The 15,975-nt window shown below is 73.3% G+C and carries 16 protein-coding genes; 8 read left to right on the plus strand and 8 right to left on the minus strand.

Features of this window, described 5'->3' with window-relative positions; translation table 11 throughout:
- The first annotated feature begins 4 nt into the window (after positions 1–4).
- Entirely contained in the window at positions 5–3,664 is a 3,660-nt protein-coding gene (locus ACIOD2_RS05785) for a family 78 glycoside hydrolase catalytic domain (protein WP_400534805.1), read from the plus strand.
- Between the two features lie 48 nt (positions 3,665–3,712).
- Here the strand turns inward: ACIOD2_RS05785 and ACIOD2_RS05790 are convergent, their stop codons facing one another.
- A complete protein-coding gene (locus ACIOD2_RS05790) occupies positions 3,713–3,994 on the minus strand; it encodes a hypothetical protein (protein WP_400534807.1) in 282 nt (93 codons plus the stop codon).
- A 260-nt stretch (positions 3,995–4,254) separates the two neighbouring features.
- Between ACIOD2_RS05790 and ACIOD2_RS05795 the strand changes: the two genes are divergently transcribed.
- The gene (locus tag ACIOD2_RS05795; protein WP_323328699.1) at positions 4,255–4,431 is read left to right on the plus strand and encodes a CsbD family protein; all 177 of its coding nucleotides are present in this window, start codon (positions 4,255–4,257) and stop codon (positions 4,429–4,431) included.
- 96 nt (positions 4,432–4,527) lie between these two features.
- Positions 4,528–6,363 carry an FUSC family protein gene (locus ACIOD2_RS05800; RefSeq protein ID WP_400534809.1) on the plus strand — a complete coding sequence of 612 codons (1,836 nt, stop codon included), beginning with the start codon at positions 4,528–4,530 and terminating at the stop codon, positions 6,361–6,363.
- A 156-nt stretch (positions 6,364–6,519) separates the two neighbouring features.
- Here the strand turns inward: ACIOD2_RS05800 and ACIOD2_RS05805 are convergent, their stop codons facing one another.
- The gene (locus ACIOD2_RS05805) at positions 6,520–6,822 is read right to left on the minus strand and encodes a ribosomal protein L7/L12 (protein ID WP_400534811.1); all 303 of its coding nucleotides are present in this window, start codon (positions 6,820–6,822) and stop codon (positions 6,520–6,522) included.
- Positions 6,823–6,864: 42 nt separating this feature from the next.
- Complete coding sequence (locus ACIOD2_RS05810) at positions 6,865–7,761, minus strand: MBL fold metallo-hydrolase (protein ID WP_400534813.1); 897 nt, start codon at positions 7,759–7,761, stop codon at positions 6,865–6,867.
- A 79-nt stretch (positions 7,762–7,840) separates the two neighbouring features.
- Between ACIOD2_RS05810 and ACIOD2_RS05815 the strand changes: the two genes are divergently transcribed.
- Together ACIOD2_RS05815 and ACIOD2_RS05820 are read left to right on the plus strand one after the other, a co-directional pair.
- Positions 7,841–8,512: a TetR/AcrR family transcriptional regulator gene (locus ACIOD2_RS05815; RefSeq protein ID WP_400534815.1), complete on the plus strand. Its 672-nt coding sequence runs from the start codon at positions 7,841–7,843 to the stop codon at positions 8,510–8,512.
- A 31-nt stretch (positions 8,513–8,543) separates the two neighbouring features.
- Positions 8,544–9,110, plus strand: coding sequence for an isochorismatase family protein (locus ACIOD2_RS05820; RefSeq protein WP_400534817.1), 567 nt, complete (start codon positions 8,544–8,546; stop codon positions 9,108–9,110).
- A 437-nt stretch (positions 9,111–9,547) separates the two neighbouring features.
- Here ACIOD2_RS05820 and ACIOD2_RS05825 read toward each other — a convergent pair whose 3' ends face one another.
- From ACIOD2_RS05825 to ACIOD2_RS05835, 3 genes are read right to left on the minus strand one after another with little or no spacing between them, the layout of a single operon-like run.
- Positions 9,548–9,712 carry a hypothetical protein gene (locus ACIOD2_RS05825; RefSeq protein WP_400534819.1) on the minus strand — a complete coding sequence of 55 codons (165 nt, stop codon included), beginning with the start codon at positions 9,710–9,712 and terminating at the stop codon, positions 9,548–9,550.
- 42 nt (positions 9,713–9,754) lie between these two features.
- Complete coding sequence (locus ACIOD2_RS05830) at positions 9,755–10,657, minus strand: serine hydrolase (protein ID WP_400534821.1); 903 nt, start codon at positions 10,655–10,657, stop codon at positions 9,755–9,757.
- A gap of 10 nt (positions 10,658–10,667) precedes the next feature.
- Entirely contained in the window at positions 10,668–11,540 is an 873-nt protein-coding gene (locus tag ACIOD2_RS05835; RefSeq protein WP_400534823.1) for a LysR family transcriptional regulator, read from the minus strand.
- Between the two features lie 106 nt (positions 11,541–11,646).
- Between ACIOD2_RS05835 and bla the strand changes: the two genes are divergently transcribed.
- From bla to ACIOD2_RS05850, 3 genes are all read left to right on the plus strand, one after another.
- Entirely contained in the window at positions 11,647–12,561 is a 915-nt protein-coding gene (bla, locus tag ACIOD2_RS05840; RefSeq protein WP_400534825.1) for a class A beta-lactamase, read from the plus strand.
- Positions 12,562–12,709: 148 nt separating this feature from the next.
- The gene (locus ACIOD2_RS05845; RefSeq protein WP_400534827.1) at positions 12,710–13,291 is read left to right on the plus strand and encodes a sigma-70 family RNA polymerase sigma factor; all 582 of its coding nucleotides are present in this window, start codon (positions 12,710–12,712) and stop codon (positions 13,289–13,291) included.
- A 216-nt stretch (positions 13,292–13,507) separates the two neighbouring features.
- The gene (locus ACIOD2_RS05850; protein ID WP_400534829.1) at positions 13,508–14,266 is read left to right on the plus strand and encodes an ATP-binding protein; all 759 of its coding nucleotides are present in this window, start codon (positions 13,508–13,510) and stop codon (positions 14,264–14,266) included.
- A gap of 23 nt (positions 14,267–14,289) precedes the next feature.
- On the opposite strand, the gene rimO is transcribed toward ACIOD2_RS05850, so the two are convergent.
- Both rimO and ACIOD2_RS05860 read right to left on the minus strand, forming a co-directional pair.
- Complete coding sequence (gene rimO / locus ACIOD2_RS05855; RefSeq protein ID WP_400534831.1) at positions 14,290–15,654, minus strand: 30S ribosomal protein S12 methylthiotransferase RimO; 1,365 nt, start codon at positions 15,652–15,654, stop codon at positions 14,290–14,292.
- A 2-nt stretch (positions 15,655–15,656) separates the two neighbouring features.
- The gene (locus ACIOD2_RS05860) at positions 15,657–15,965 is read right to left on the minus strand and encodes a hypothetical protein (RefSeq protein ID WP_400534832.1); all 309 of its coding nucleotides are present in this window, start codon (positions 15,963–15,965) and stop codon (positions 15,657–15,659) included.
- Positions 15,966–15,975: the final 10 nt, after the last annotated feature.

A 15,975-nucleotide genomic window follows, 5' to 3' on the forward strand; every position in this document is an offset into this window, starting at 1 on the left:
CGCAATGCCGCGATCCCAGCTCTGGCGCGCGACCACCACGACCGCCCTCGCCGCGACCCTGGTGCTCTCCGGCGCCGCCGCTCCCCCGGCGGGCGCCGCACCACCACCGGACATCTCCGGAGCCCACTGGATCTGGTACCCCGAAGGCGACGCGCGGGTGTCCGCCCCGGCCGCGACCCGGTACTTCCGCACCACGTTCACCGTCGCCGGCGGCGCGGTCAGCGACGCCCGGTTCAGCGTGACCGGCGACGACACCGCCGACGTCTGGCTCAACGGCAAGCCGCTGGCCTCCTCCGCGCGGGTCACCGACTCCTGGAAGACGGCGCTGCCGGTGGACCTGCGGCCCGCGCTCGTCCCCGGCGTCAACACCCTCGCCGTCGCCGTCCGCAACGCCGACGGCCCGGCCGGCCTGCTCGGCCGGGTGCACGTCGCGACCGCGTCGGGCACCACGGACCTGACCACCGGCGCCGGCTGGAAGAGCGCGCAGACCGCGCCGGACGGCTGGGAACAGCCCGGTTTCGCCGACGGTTCCTGGCCCGCGGCCGCGGATCTCGGCGGTTACGGCGCGGCACCCTGGGGCGCCGGCGTCACCACGCCGGACTCCACCGCCGCGGCCCCGCTCACGGTCGCGAGCGCGACGGTCGGCACGCGGGCGAACCCGATCGGCGTCGACCCGGCGCAGGCGAGGTTCGGCTGGAAGCTGACGTCGTCGGCGTCGCAGCAGCGGCAGTCGGCGTACCAGATCGTGGTGTCCGCCAACGGATCCGACGTCTGGGACAGCGGCCAGGTCGCGTCCGCGCAGCAGGCCGACGTCGCCTACGGCGGTCCCGCCCTCGGCTCGCTGACGGCCTACACCTGGCGCGTCCGGGTCTGGGACGCCCAGGGCCGCGCGAGCGGCTGGAGTGCGGTGCAGCGGTTCGAGACGGCGTTGCGTGCCCCGGCCACGGAGTGGACCGGAGCGTTCATCGGCCGCTCGGCCGCGGGTCCGGACCTCGCCGGGGCCAGCTGGGTCTGGTACCCCGAAGGCGATCCGGCCGGCGGGATCCCGCCGGCGACGCGGTTCTTCCGGAAGACCGTGCAGCTGAGCGCGGCGCCGTCGAAGGCCACGCTCGTCGTGACCGGCGACGACAGCGCGACCGTGTGGGTCAACGGCACCCAGGTCAGCTCCTCGCCGCGCTCCACCGACTCGTGGAAGCAGGCCGCCGTCGTCGACGTCGGCTCCCTGCTCACCACCGGCGCGAACGTCATCGCGATCAGCAGCGAGAACACCACGCAGAGCCCGGCCGGGATGATCGCGAAGCTGACCGTCGCCGGTGGGCCGACCGTCGTCACCGACGGGACCTGGAAGGCGAACCAGACCGGGCCGTCCGGCTGGCAGCAGCGCACGTTCGACGACAGCGCGTGGACCGCGGCGCGGGCCCTGACCGCGTACGGCAGCGGGCCGTGGGCGTCGAACGTCGTCGTCGCGTCGCCGTCCCCCTTGCTGCGCAAGAGCTTCACGGTCGGCAAGCCGGTGGCGAGCGCGCGGCTGCTCACCACCGCGCTCGGCCTGCAGGAGACCCGGCTCAACGGGACGAAGGTCGGCGGCGAGGTGCTCGAACCGGGCTGGACCGACTACACCAAGCGGCTGCAGTACCGGGTTTCCGACGTCACCGGCCAGATCCGGCAGGGTGAGAACGCCATCGGCGCGATGCTGGGCAACGGCTGGTACTCCGGCAGCATCGGCATCGCCGGGAGCCAGCGCTACGGCACCAAGCCGTGGTACTCGGCGCAGCTGCGACTGACGTTCACCGACGGCACAGCCGCGACCGTCGCGACCGACGGCACGTGGAAGACCGGCGACGGCGCGATCCGCGCCGACGACCTCTACCAGGGCGAGACCTACGACGCACGGCTCGCACCGGCGGGCTGGGACCAGCCGGGGTTCAACGACAGCGCGTGGCAGGCCGCCGGGGTCCGCACCGACGCGAAGCCGAACCTCGTGTCCCAGGTGGACAACGGCGTCACGGTGCAGCAGGAGTTCCACCCGGTCGCCATCACGCAGCCCAAGCCGGGTGTGTGGGTCGCCGACATGGGCCAGAACTTCGGCGGTGTCGACCGGCTTTCGGTGACCGGGCCGGCGGGGACCACGGTGACGCTGCGGCACGCCGAGGTGCTCAACCCCGACGGCACGATCTACACCGACAACCTCCGGGCCGCGCAGGCGACCGACCGGTTCACCCTCGCGGGCACCGGCGGCGCCGAGACGTACGAACCGCGGTTCACCGTGCACGGCTACCGGTACGTCGAGCTGACCGGGCTGCCGTCCGCGCCGACCGCGAACACGGTCACCGGCCGGGCGATGTGGACGTCCGGGGCGCAGACCGGCACGTTCACCTCGTCCAGCACGATGGTGAACCAATTGCAGCACAACATCCTCTGGGGTGAGCGCTCCAACATGCTGTCGGTGCCGAGCGACTGCCCGCAGCGCGACGAGCGGCTGGGCTGGACCGGCGACATCGGGATCTTCGCCGGCACGTCGACGTTCAACCTGGACGTCGCGAACTTCCTCGGCAAGTTCAGCGACGACCTGACCGACGCCCAGCACGCCGACGGCTCGTTCACCGACGTCGCGCCGGGGGTGCTCGACGGTTCGGGTACGGCGGGCTGGGGCGACGCGGGCGTCATCGTGCCCTACACCCTGTGGCAGCGCTACGGCGACACCGGCGTGATCACCGAGCACTTCGACGCGATGGTCAAGTGGGTGGAGTACCTGCGCTCGACGTCCGGCGCGGACCTGATCCGCGACCACCAGACGTTCGGGGACTGGCTCAACGTCAACGACAACACCGCGCAGGACCTGATCTCGACGGCGTTCTTCGCGTACTCGTCGCGGCTGGTCTCGCGGATGGCGGCGGCCACCGGGCACACCGCGGAGGCGACGAAGTACGGGACGCTCGCCGACCAGATCGCCGCGGCGTTCACGAACAAGTTCTCGGCGGCGGACGGCACGGTCGGCGCGAACACGCAGACCGGCTACGTCCTGGCCCTGGCGTTCGGCCTGCTCCCGGCGGCACGGGTGCAGCCGGCGGCGGACAAGCTGGCCGCGAAGGTCGCGGCGTCCGGCGGCCACCTGAGCGTCGGCTTCCTCGGCGTCGAGAACCTGCTGCCGGTGCTGGCCGCCCACGGGCACGCCGACGTCGCGTACCAGGTGCTGCTGCAGCCCGGGTTCCCCGGCTGGGGCTACATGATCGGCCGCGGCGCCACGACCATCTGGGAACGCTGGGACGGCATCAAGACCGACGGTTCGTTCAACGATCCCGGGATGAACTCGTTCAACCACTACGGGCTCGGCTCGGTCGGCGACTTCCTCTACCGGTCCGTCGGCGGCCTGTCGCCGGCGGCCCCGGGGTACGCGGCGCTGTCCGTGGCACCCCAGCCGGGAGGCGGGCTGACCTCGGCGAAGTCGTCGTACGAGACCCCGTACGGCGGCGCGGTCAGCGACTGGTCGATCGCCGGCGGCACGCTCACCCTCCGGGTGACGGTCCCGGCGGGCGCTTCGGCCACGGTGAAGGTCCCGACGTCCCAGCCGGGTGCGGTCACCGCGCCCGCCGAGGCGGTGCCGTCGGCGGCGGGCACGTACTTCGTGCCTGCCGGGTCGTACGTGTTCACGGCTCCCGCGTGAGACCGGGCCGGTGCCGTCGCGGTGTGCGGCGGCACCGGCCCTCTCGGGTCACTGGCGGAGAGCGAGGTTCAGGGCGTCACCCGCGCTGTCCAGGCAGTCGACGCAGATGACGGCGTCACGCGGGGCGCAGCGCAGCCGGACCAGGGGGCGCCGGAAGCCGAGGAACGTGCGGCGTTCGCGGCGGCCGCAGAACTCGCAGACCGGGGCCTGCAGGTCGCTGACCGCGTCGAGGCGCTCGCCGGCCTCGTTCCGGCGCTCCTCGCCGTCGCCGACGACCCGCAGGCCGGCGCGGACGCAGTCCAGGCAGATCGGGCCGGCCGGGCCGGGCACCCGGGGCGCCCCCGAGCGCGGGAGCCTGCCGCAGAACCTGCAGGGGCCGCCCGCACCGTTCGTCGCCTTCAAACTGAGGCCTCCTCCGGTCGTGTCGGTCCTCGCCACGCTACGCCTGCTCCAGGCGGGGGCGTGACGGCTCTCACGTCACCCGGACGGCTGGCTCGATGTGTACGCGCGCGACGGGTGGGTAACCCACCTACAAGGCCCTCGTGGCGACAGGCCGATCCGGAAATGTCGCCTGACGGAAGGTGCACCCGATGAACGACAAGATCCAGAACAAGGGCGAAGAGCTCAAGGGCCGGGCCAAGGAAGCCGTCGGCGACGCCACCGGCAACGAGCAGTGGCAGGCCGAGGGCAAGGCCGACCAGGCCAAGGGCTCCCTCAAGCAGGCCGGCGAGAAGATCAAGGACGCCATCAAGGGCGTCAAGGACTGATCTGTTCTTCCCGGAACCGCCGCATCCCGTATCCCGGGGTGCGGCGGTTTCGCGTCGTGCCAGGATGACCACGGTGCGCGACGAAGGGTTGGTGTGGTGAAAGGCCTGGTCAAGGGCGTCGGGATGCTCGTGTTCATCGTCGCTGTCGTCGGCGCGACGGCGGGCATCGGCGTGGCGGTCGGTCTCGGGAACACGGTGGTCCTGGCCGGGCTGACCGCGTTGTTCTGCTTCATCGCCGCCACCGGCGGGCCGCTGCGCTCCGACCTCGTGTTGCTCGCCTGCTACGCGCCGGTGGTGGTCGCCGGGGTGGCGGGACCCCGGCTGCTCGGCGCGGTGTCGGACGTCGCCGCGATCGCGCTGCTGACCGTCGTCGTGGTCACCGCCGCGCTGCTGCCGGCGCTCGGCCCGCGGTTCGTCACGGTCGGGCTCGGGCTGGGCATGGCCTCAGTGTTCGGCTACGGCTTCCAGCTCACCGGCACCGCGTCGGCCGGCCAGATCATCGGCGCGCCCGCGCTCGCCGTCGGGGTGGCGATCGTGCTGCGGCTGCTGCTCGGCGTCGGCGACCCCGGCAAGCCCACGCGTGAAGCACTGGCCGACGCGCTCGCGGGCGGCGGGCGCGACACCGCCGAGCGCGCCGTGCGGCTGTGGCTGGCCGACCGGCCGCGGAAGTGGCAGACCCGCGTGCTGGGCGCGGGTGTGCGGGCGCGCGCCACCGCCGCCGTGCTCGACGACCGGCGGCGCACGCTGACCGAAGACCAGGCCACCGCGCTCGGCACGATCCTCGACGCGGCGGACGCCGAACTCGTTCAGCTCGCCGACGCCGTCCGCGCCAAGGACGCTCCGGACGAGGTTGTCGCTGCAACCCGTCCCGATCTCGTCGTCGATCTTCCCGGCGAGACCCGGCGGCTCGTCGACGAGCTGTGGTCGGGCGTCGACGCGGTCCGCGAAGCCGTGCTCACCCGCGACGAGTCCGTTGTGGACATTCCGCGCCAGGCCGTGCGGGAGGCGTTGCGCCACGAGGCGGAAGGCGCACTGTCCTGGCGTTCGGCGCAGCTGCGGCACGCCGTTCGGTGCGCACTCGGCATGCTGCTCGCCCTCGTGGTCGCGCGGTTCCGGCCGGGCGACCCGCTCACGGTGTCGTTCCTCATGACGACCTTCGCGGTGCTACAGCCGGAATGGCGCGACACTCTGAGCAAGGCGTGGCAGCGGGTCGGCGGTGCGCTGGGCGGCGCCGTCGTGCTCGCGCTGGTGCTGTGGCTGCTGCCGCACGACGCGCTCCTGCCGATCGCGCTGGTCGCGCTGCTGGCCGGGTTCCCGCTGATGCGGAGCAAGCCGACGGTGTTCAACGGGTGCATGGTGCTGCTGAGCGTCGGGATGAACTCCGCGACCAAGCACCTCGACGCGCGGACCCTGCTCGTCGAGTACGTGCTGCTGATGGTGCTGGCCGTGGCGATCGCGCTGCTGTTCGGCTTCGCCGCCGTGCCCGGGGTGCGGAAGCCGTCGTTGGCCGAGCGGTTCACCGAGGCCGTCGACACGACCCGCGCCCTGCTCACGGCGGTCGCCGCCACCCTGAGCGGCGAATCCGCCGGACGGCGCGAACTCGGCGTGCGGTTCCGCGCCGCGGCCCGCGCCCAGCAGGACCTGCGGGCGCCGGAGCCGGGCAGCAAGCCACCCGAGGCCGGTCAGCAGGCCGCGCTGGACTCGGCCGCGGAGGGTCTACGCGGGTTGGCGGCGTCCGCAGGGGCGTTGCTCCTGCACGACGGGCCGGGTCCGATGGCGGGGTTCACGTCGTCGGCCGCCCAGGCGTTGCGCGGCTCGGCGGCGATCACGGCACCGGACGAGCCGCTGGACGAGGAGCAGCGCCTGGTGGCCGACACGGTGATCGCGGACGTCCTGCGCGTCCGCCACGCCGCCCCGGCCCTCGGTGGTTAGCAGCGCGACACCGACCCCTCGAACCGGCGTCGACAAGGTCGCGCCACGGCGGGGCGTTCAGCGTTCGTCGATGGAGGATTCTGGACGCTGGACGTCCCAAATCCTCCATCGACACCGCGCGTCCATGCGCATCCGATGAACGTCGGACGCGCGACGCTAGAGCATCCGCTCCACGGCGTCCTTCGCGTCCTTGAGACCTGCACCCGTGCTCTCGCGGTAAGCCTTGATGGCCTGGATCTTCTTGCCCTCCATCAGGTACTTCCGCACTTCGGGCAGGTCCGCGAGCTGCGGCTGGGCCGGATCCGCGACGGCGACGCCGAGGTGCCCGGCGATGGCGTCCAGCTTCAGTTCCATCCGGGCGATGCGGCGTTCGAGGCGGTTGACCCGGCGGTCGTTGGCCGAGGCGCCCAGTGCGACGGCCGCGACCAGCACGACGACGGCCAGCAGCGTGTAGTCCATGGTGGACATCGTAGGTGAGCGGCGGCGCGGTCCGCCGGAGGTTCAGCCGGCCGCGTGGAACGCCGTGGCCGCCAGGCCGATCCACTCGGGATTCGCCCACTCCGGCCAGCGGGCCCGCGCGTCCTCGCCGACCTTCGCCGCGGTCTCCTCCGCGGATGCTCCGGCGGTCTTCAGCCGCGCCACCTCCGCCCGGACGTACTCGAGGTAGGCGCGGATGTCGTGGAGCAGCGTGACGTCCGCGATTTCGCCGTGACCGGGCACGACGATCGCCGGGTTCAGCTCGGCCATGCCGCCGAGCGCGTCGATCCAGCGGCCGCCGTCGAAATCGGTGTCGTGGGGCGGGAAGTACGGCGCGATCGGGAACATCCGGGTCTCCGCGAGGTCGCCGGTGAAGAGCACACGATCGTCGACGAGCACCGTCTGGTCGCCCGCACTGTGCGCCGGGCCCCACTCCCGCAGCACGACCCGGTGGCCGCCGAGGTCGAGCTCCGCCTGGCCTTCGTAGACGAAGTCGGGGTCGACGAAGGTGACGTCCTCGAGTTCTTCGGCGATGGCCGGGCCGAGGCCGCGGAACATCCGGACGTAACCGGGTCCCTTGCGGGCCAGCTCGTCGCGCTGCCTCCGGTTGGCGATGATCGTGGCCGCACCCGCGAAGACCTCCGCGCCGAAGCCGTGCTCCGGGTGGAAGTGCGTCGTCGTCAGGTACAGCGGCCGCTCACCGGCGAGCTTCTTTGCCTGCGCCAGCACGTATTCACCGTTGCGGCGGCCGAGGCCGGTGTCGACGACCAGGGTCGCCCGCTCCCCGACGACGAAGCCGATGTTGGGCACCAGCGGCACCCGGTTGTCGTGCAGGACGAAGACGCCGTCGGCGACCTCGGCCGGCTCGCCGCGCACGATCGGCGGCGCGGCCTCCGTCACGTCGGGCAGGTCTGCGCTCATGTCCGGGCTCCCATCTGATCGGTGTTCAGTTGCTGATCTGAACATAGTACAGATTCTGAGCGGTGTTAAGATCAGGTCCATGGCACGCGAGCGGTACCACCACGGAGACCTGCGTGACGCGCTGCTCGACGGCGCCGAGGCGCTGGTGCGCGAGCGCGGGGCCGACGGCTGGAGCCTGCGGGAGGCCACGGTGCGGATCGGGGTCAGCCCGAGCGCCGCTTATCACCACTTCGCGTCGCGGGACGTGCTGGTCCGCGCGTTGTCCGACCGGCTGGTCGCCCGGCTCGGCGAGCGCATGGCCCGGGCCGCCGCGCGCGCCCGGGGCGGGCCCCGGCAGCGCCTCGTGGCGGCGGCCCGCGACTACGTCCGCTGGACGATCGAAGACCCCGCGGTGGCCCGGCTGGTCTTCGCGGCGCACCGCGCCGAGCCCGGCGACGCGGTTTCCCCGCACCCCCACGACGTGTTCGCGGCCGAACTCGACCGGCTGGCCGGCGAAGGCGGGCTGCCCGCGTCCGCGCGGCCCGGTGCGGAGATCGTCGTCTGGTCGGCGATGCACGGCCTCGCCACGCTCCTGGCCGACGGGCTGGTCCGCCTCGACGGCCCGCGCGCGATCGACCGGCAGGCCGAGCGGCTGATCGAGGCCGTGCTGACCGGGCTGGCCGGAGAACCCGAGCCGCCGTCACCCTGGCCGCTCCCCCGGACCTCGCACACCGAGCGGCAAGCTCGCGAAAATGTCGGTGGCCCGGCTTAGAGTGGTCGCGACCACCGACTGGGAGGACACCATGACCACACTCACCGACCGGCCGAACACCGGTCTGCTGGTCGTCGACGTGCAGAACGGCGTGATGGACGGCGCCCACGACCGCGAGGCGGTCCTCGCGAACATCGTGGCCCTGGTGGACAAGGCACGCTCGGCCGGCGTCGAGGTCGTGTGGGTGCAGCACACGAACAACGAGCTTCCGCGCGGCAGCGAGACCTGGCAGTACGTACCGGAACTCGTGCGCCGCGATGCGGAACCGCTGGTGCACAAGCTCTACGGCGACTCGTTCGAGGACACGGACCTCGAGGAGGTGCTGGCCGCGCGGGGCATCGGCCACCTGATCGTGGCGGGCGCCCAGACCGACGCCTGCATCCGCTCCACCCTCCACGGCGCGATCACCCGAGGCTACGACGCGACCCTGGTCGCCGACGCGCACACGACCGAGGACCTGTCGGCGTACGGCGCGCCCGGGCCCGGCGCGGTCATCGCCCACACGAACCTGTACTGGCAGCACCAGACGGCACCGGGGCGCGCCGGTGGCACGGTGACGACCGAGGCGGTGGACTTCGCGGTGAAGACGCCCGCCTGACGGAGGTCTCCGATGCGACCCCGCGGCCCCCGCGAGCCATGAGGGGCACCTTCATGGCGGTTATGTCCATGAAGGTGCCCCTCATGTCACTTCGGGCCTTGGTGGCGAGCCGAACGCCGGGAAACGGCGCCTACGGGCGGCATGGCGATGGGGCGAGCGCAGCCAGACGGCACGACGACAGGGCGAGCACAGCCAGGCCGCACGACGACAGGGCGAGCACAGCCAGGCCGCACGACGACAGGGCGAGCACAGCCAGGCGGCACAGCCGTCGGCTTCGGGCGTCCGGCTAGCGCTCGAAGCCGTAAGCGCGCTCCACCTTCGCGACCTCGATGTGGTAGTCCGCGTACACTGCGCCCGGCCGCGGCGCTGCGCTTCCAGGTGCTCCGGGTGCTGCTTCCACGCCGCGATCGACTCGGCGTCGCGGTAGTACAGCACCGTCAGCTCGCGGCCGTCCGCGTCCGTCTTCGACTCGCGGCCCAGGTAGCCCGGCCCAGCTCGGCCATGCGCCGGTCCATCGGCGCGTAACCGTCGAGGTGGGCGGCGTCCAGCTTGCTGCTGACGATCACGGCGTAGTACGGCGGCTCGGGTCTGGTGAAGGACACCGCGAGAGCCTAGGCGCCGGAAACCCCGCGCCCAACCGGTTTTCAGGCCGCGCGCAGGTGGTCGCGCAGCTCCCGCGCCACCCGGGACATCAGGACCTCCGCCTCGGGCTGGAGCACCGCCGGGACCCTCGACTCGGTGAGGGCGACGACGCCGAAGGTCCGGCCGTCGGCGTGTTCGACGACGCCCGCCTCGTGCCGGAGGTTCAGCAGGGTGCCCGTCTTCGACGACCACTTCGCCGCGTCCGAGGCGAAGTCGGGGGTCAGGCGGTGCCGCAGGACGTTGTGCCCCATCAGGTCCCGGACGTCGGCGGCCACCGACGGGTCGATCTTCGACGGGGTCCACAGCGCCTGCAACAGGTCCAGCAGCGCACGCGCGGACGCGGAGTTCGCGCGGGTCACGTCGAGCTGGGCGATCCGGTGGCCCTGCCCCTCGGTGCCCGCGCCGATGGCGAGCGAGTGCGCCAGGTCGACGTCGCCGGAGCCGAAGCGCTCGGCCGGGGTGTCGACGAGGTCGCTCATCGGGTGCCGTACGGCGATGCCGTGGACGCCCCACTCGTCCAGCATCCGGCCGACCGCCGCCGGCGGGGTCAGGCCGAACAGGGCGTCGGCCGCCGCGCCGTCACTCAGCGACGTGCTGAGGTAGACCAGGTCGTCGACGGCGACGCGGGCCGGGTGGCGGAAGCGGGTCAGGCCGATCGGGCCGGGCGTGGTGATGCCGCTGGGCTCGACCTCCAGCGGGGCCGCGCCGTCGAGCTCACCCCGGCGGATCCGTTCCAGGGTGACCGCCGCGAGGGGGACCTTGACGACCGACGCGATCGGGAACACCCGGTCCGGCTCGATACCCAGCTCTTGCCCGGACACGAGGTCGCGGACCAGGAACGAACCGTGCAGCCCGCCGTCGGCCAGCTCGGCCCGCAGCTCCCGGACCAGCGTTTCGGTGGTCACCCCGCACTCCTCACGTCCCGGTGGCGCCGAGGCACCGCCCGACCGCCTCCCCCAGCGCGGTGCGCAGCCGGTCGGCGTCCGCGCCGAGCGCGGCCATCACGTCATAACCGCGCGCGAGAACGATCTCCCCGATCGGCCGCCACTGTAACCCGAGGTCGCCGGCCTGCGCGGCCGAGCACAGCAGCAGGTCCGCCGAGCCGAAGACGCCGGCCGCCGCCGAGGTCAGGGAGCCGGCGACGGTGACCTGGGCGGGCTGCAGGCCCACGGCGTCGCGCAGGCGCAGCACGCGGTCGCGGACGTGCGGGACGTCGTCCTCGGGCTGGAGCCAGACGCGCCGCCGCGGGCCGCCGCCCCGGCCGGCGCGCAGGGTCTCCAGGTGCACGACCTTCGCGCGCGGCCCGGCCACCCCGGCCAGGCCCAGCGGCACGGTCCACGCGCCCTCCTCGGCCGGGACCGCGACGAGCGCGGCGCGCACCTCCTGGGTGCGGACGAGCTCGGCCCGCTCCCCCGGCGCCGCGGCACGGAACTCCAGGTGGACCTCGAGCTCCCGGGCTTCGGCCGCGAACTCGGCCAGCTCCCGGACGCCGCAGGTGTCCGGGACCGCCACGCGCATCGGCCGCAGCCGGGCGCGCCGGGCGTCGTGTTCCATCGCCTCGGCCAGCCGGACGAGACGTTTCGCGGACGGCAGCAGGTCGCGCCCGAACGGGGTGAGCGCCGCCCGGCGGGACGACCGGTCGAAGAGCCGCTCGCCGAGGTGACGCTCCAGCGCGGCGATCCGGCGGCTGGCGACCGGCTGCGGGATGCGCGCGAGCGCCGCGCCCGCGGTGAAGCTGCCCGCCTCGCTCACGCTGACGAACGCCCTGCAGCCGCCGACCAGGTCCACGACCTCACTCTATGCGATTCCGGCATGGGACCGCTCATTTCCGTCTTGGACAGCATGAGCGGACGCGGTGAGACTGCGAGAGCCGCTCAAGCCGAAAGGAAGCCCTGTGCCGTTCCCCCACGTCCGGCGGACCGCGCTCGCCGCGCTGGCCCTGGTCACGCTCACCGCCTGCGCCGCACCGGAAGCCGCGCCGACCCCGCCGCCGACCTCGTCACCGTCGTCGCAGCCCGTCGCCACACTCGCCCCGCAGCCGGACTTCGGGCCGCTCGAGAGCCGGTTCGACGCGCGGCTCGGCGTCTACGCCGTGGACACCGGCAGCGGCCGCGAGGTCGCCCACCACGCCGACGACCGCTTCGGGTACGCCTCGACGCACAAGGTGTTCTCCTCCGGCGCGGTGCTCCAGCGCACCGCCGTCCCCGACCTCGGCAAGGTGCTCAAGTACACCCGCGCCGATCTGCAGGAGTACTCGCCGGTCACCGAGAAGCACGTCGACACCGGCATCACGCTGCGCGACGCGATGGACGCCGCCCTGCGCTACAGCGACAACACCGCAGCGAACCTGCTGTTCCGCGAACTCGGCGGGCCGGCCGGGCTCGGCGCCGCGTTGCGCGGGATCGGCGACACCACCACCCACGTCGACCGGACCGAGCCGGGGCTCAACGACCTCGCGCCCGGTGACATCCGCGACACCAGCACCCCGCGCGCGCTGGCCGCCGATCTGCGCGCGTTCACCCTCGGCTCCGCCCTGCCGCCGGAGAAACGAGCCATCCTGACGGACATGATGAAGGCCAACACCACCGGCGGCGCCCTGATCCGCGCGGGCGCGCCGGCGGGCTGGGTCGTCGGGGACAAGACCGGCACCGGCTCGTACGCGACGCGCAACGACATCGCCGTCGTCTGGCCGCCCGGGCGGGCGCCGATCGTGCTCGTCGTGCTGTCCGACCGGAAGACCGAGGAAGCGAAGCCCGACGACCGGCTGATCGCGGCCGCCGCCCAGCTCGCTCTCGACACCTTCCGCTGACCGCCCGAGTTAGTCCACAAAGGATTCCAAAGGCGATCTTCCGATAGAGTGAAACAGAACGCGTGCGCCGTCCCGGACCCCGATGGCCGAATCCACCGGGCACCGGGACGCCTGCCTCCCCGCCCCGGTACCGACCCGGGAGAGCACCGTGGGAGCAGCGCCGCCGGATGTCCAGCTCGTGCGGGAGGCGGTCGGGGGTGACCACGACGCGGCGCAGCGGCTGTTCCGGCTGCTGCGGCCGATCGTGCTCGCCTACTGCCGCAAGCGGCTCGGCCTGGAGAACGCGACGACGACGGCCGAGGACTGCACCCAGGAGGTGCTGGCCGCGGTGCTCGTGGCCCTCCCGCGGTACCGGTACCGCGCCGAGAAGTTCCTGTCCTGGGTGTTCGGCATCGCGGCGCACAAGGCCGCCGACGTCCACCGGGACCGCACCCGCAGCCACGAACGCCACACGCCGCTGCCCGATCCCGAGGCGGCGACCGGCCCGGCCTGGCGGCATCCGGCCGCGGCGGACGACTTCGCGCGCGTCGAAGAGCACCTGCAGGTCCGGCGCGTGCTGAGCCGGCTGCCGCGGCACTACCGCCAGGTGCTGACGTTGCGGATCCTGCTCGGCTATTCCGCCGAGGAGACGGCGGAGCTGCTCGGCATGCCGAGCGCCGAAGCGGTGCGGGTGGCCCAGTTCCGGGCGATCCGGCGGCTGCGCCGGGTCCTCCGGTTCGCCGCGGCCTGACCAGGTCGGTCCGATGTGGACAGTCAAGGTCCCGCCGCCGCCCCGTCGATCAGGCGCAAGGCCGTACGCCCCGCACACGATCCGGGTTCGTCGAGATGGCGTACTCCGCGCGGAACGATCACGACTAGCGTGGAGTGCCATGGAGTCTTCGGCGGCGGGACCCCGGTTTTCCCCACGCGCACGGCGCCGGCGCACCGGCGGGGACCGAAGGATTCCGTGCCGCCCGAACTGACCTTGCGGCTGACACCCCGGCCGGAGAGCGCCCTGGTGACCGTCAGCGGCGACCTGAACCTGCCCGGCTACGCCTCACTGCGCGACGGCCTGCTCAAGATCGCGGCCGACACCCCGCCCGGCATCGTCGCGAACGTCAGCGGGCTGACGATGGGTGAGCTCGCCCCCGCCACGGTCTTCCCGCTGGTCGCGCGGCGCATCGAGGAGTGGCCGGGCATCCCGCTGTCGCTGGTGACGGACCGCAACGCGCACGTGCGGCTGCTCAGCCGCTCCGGGATCGACCGCTTCGTCGCCGTGCACCCGGACGTCGAGGCGGCCGAGCACCACCAGGCCACGCCGCTCCGGCACCAGGCGGACCGGACGCTGCCCCGCACGGCGAACACCGTCGCGCTCGCGCGCTCGTTCGTCCGCGAGCTGGCCGCGCGGTGGGACGTGCCCGAGCTGATCTACGACGGCGCCCTGATCGCCGGCGAGCTGGCCGACAACGCCGTCCGGCACACCTCGTCGGTGCCGCGGATGCGGCTGGACCTGCGCCGCGGGCTGCTGACCGTCGCGATCGCCGACGACAACCCCAACCCCGCCGTACTGCTGGACCGGTCGGACACGCGGAGTCCGGGGCTCGGCCTCCACATCGTCGCGCACGCGGCGAAGGTCTGGGGCAGCAGCCACCGGTGGTCCGGGGGCAAGGTCGTCTGGGCGGTCCTCACCTCGGCCCGCCACCACGAGCGCGGTGAGCCGGGCTGATCCGGGCGACCGCGTCGGCCGGCCTACGCGAGGAGCCGCGCTTCGAGGTCGGCACCGTCCGCGCGGACCACTTCGGCGCGGACCAGCTCGCCCGCCGCGGGCCGGGTCCCGGTGAACGTGACGACGCCGTCGACCTCGGGGCCCTGGTGCGCGGCCCAGCCGTGCCCGGCGGGCCCGGCCAGCACCTCGACGACCGTGCCGACCCGCTCTTCCGCGCGCCGGGCCCCGGTTTTCGCCGCCAGCAGCGACAGTTCCTCGACGCGCTGCGCGACCACTTCGGCGGGCACCTTGCCCGGCAGCGCGACGGCCTCGGTGCCGTCCTCGTCCGAGTAGCCGAACACGCCGGCGACGTCCAGCCTCGCCTCCTCGAGGAAGCGCTTCACCTCGGCGAACTCGGCCTCGGTCTCGCCGGGGAAGCCCGCGATGAAGTTGGAGCGCACACCCGCCTCCGGCGCGGCCGCGCGGATCTTCTCCAGCAGCTGCAGGAACCTTTCGCGGTCACCGAACCGGCGCATCCGCCGCAGGACCGGGCCGCTGGCGTGCTGGAACGACAGGTCGAAGTACGGCGCGACCCCGGGTGTCCCGGCGAGCGTCTCGACGAGGGTCGGGCGCAGTTCGGCGGGCTGCAGGTAGTTCACCCGGACCCGGCGGACGACGTCGGTGAGCCGCGGCAGCAGCTTCTCCAGCGCCTGCAGGTCGCCGAGATCCTTGCCGTAGGACGTCGAATTCTCGCTCACCAGCACGACTTCCCGGACGCCGTGACCGGCCAGCCATTCGGCCTCGGCGAGGATCTCGGCGGGCGGCCGGGACACGAACGCGCCGCGGAAACTCGGGATGGCGCAGAACGTGCAGCGCCGGTCGCAGCCCGACGCGAGCTTCAGCGGGGCGACCGGGCCGCCGCCCAGCCGGTGGCGCAACGGCCTCGGTCCGCTCGCCGGACCGTGGCCCGGAACGGGCGCGGTGACCGCGGGCCGCTGCACCGGCGTGATCGGCAGCAGCAGCCGGCGGTCCTGCGGGGTGTGCGCGGGGTGCGCGCGTCCGTCGAGGACGTCCCGGATGCGGTCGCCGATCTCGGGGTAGTCGTCGAACGAGAGCACGGCGTCGGCTTCGGGCAGCGCGTCGGCGAGTTCGCGGCCGTAGCGCTCGGCCATGCAGCCGACCGCGACGACCTTCGCGCCCTTGCCGGAGGCGGCGAGGACCGTGTCGATGGACTCCTTCTTCGCCGCTTCGATGAAACCGCAGGTGTTCACCACGACGACGTCGGCTTCGGCGCCGGGTTCGGCGAGCCGCCAGCCCGAGGCGTCCAGGCGCGCGGCCAGCTCGTCGGAGTCGACCTCGTTGCGCGCGCAGCCCAAGGTGACCAGGGAGACGGTGCGCACGTCGGCCACCGTCAGGACGCCACGATCTCGCCGTCGGGCGGCTTCTGATCGTTCACCACGGCCGCGACGGAATCGCCGCCCCGGTCGCCGATCGCCCGGGTCTGCACCAGCACCGGCGCGTCGACGGCGGGCGCGGCGACGTTCAGCGGGAGGTAGGCCGTGACGACCAGGCCGCTCGCCAGCAGCACGCGGGCGAACCGGCGGCGCCGGTCGCCGCCCTGGACGCTGACACAGGTGCCCCATTGCTGCCCGGCCGGTGCCTCCGGGGTGCTTTCCCGGCGGAGACGGCGTTCCTCGGCCATACGCTCGAGCATGCTCACGGTTCCCCCT

It is taken from the genome of Amycolatopsis sp. NPDC088138 (genome assembly GCF_044741685.1).
Classification (GTDB): domain Bacteria; phylum Actinomycetota; class Actinomycetes; order Mycobacteriales; family Pseudonocardiaceae; genus Amycolatopsis.

Coding starts and splice junctions, on each gene's coding strand:
- ACIOD2_RS05785 (WP_400534805.1), top strand. CDS start 5: ATGCCGCGATCCCAGCTCTGGCGCGCGACCACCACGACCGCCCTCGCC.
- ACIOD2_RS05795 (WP_323328699.1), top strand. CDS start 4,255: ATGAACGACAAGATCCAGAACAAGGGCGAAGAGCTCAAGGGCCGGGCC.
- ACIOD2_RS05815 (WP_400534815.1), top strand. CDS start 7,841: ATGGCACGCGAGCGGTACCACCACGGAGACCTGCGTGACGCGCTGCTC.
- ACIOD2_RS05820 (WP_400534817.1), top strand. CDS start 8,544: ATGACCACACTCACCGACCGGCCGAACACCGGTCTGCTGGTCGTCGAC.
- ACIOD2_RS05805 (WP_400534811.1), bottom strand. CDS start 6,822: ATGGACTACACGCTGCTGGCCGTCGTCGTGCTGGTCGCGGCCGTCGCA.
- ACIOD2_RS05810 (WP_400534813.1), bottom strand. CDS start 7,761: ATGAGCGCAGACCTGCCCGACGTGACGGAGGCCGCGCCGCCGATCGTG.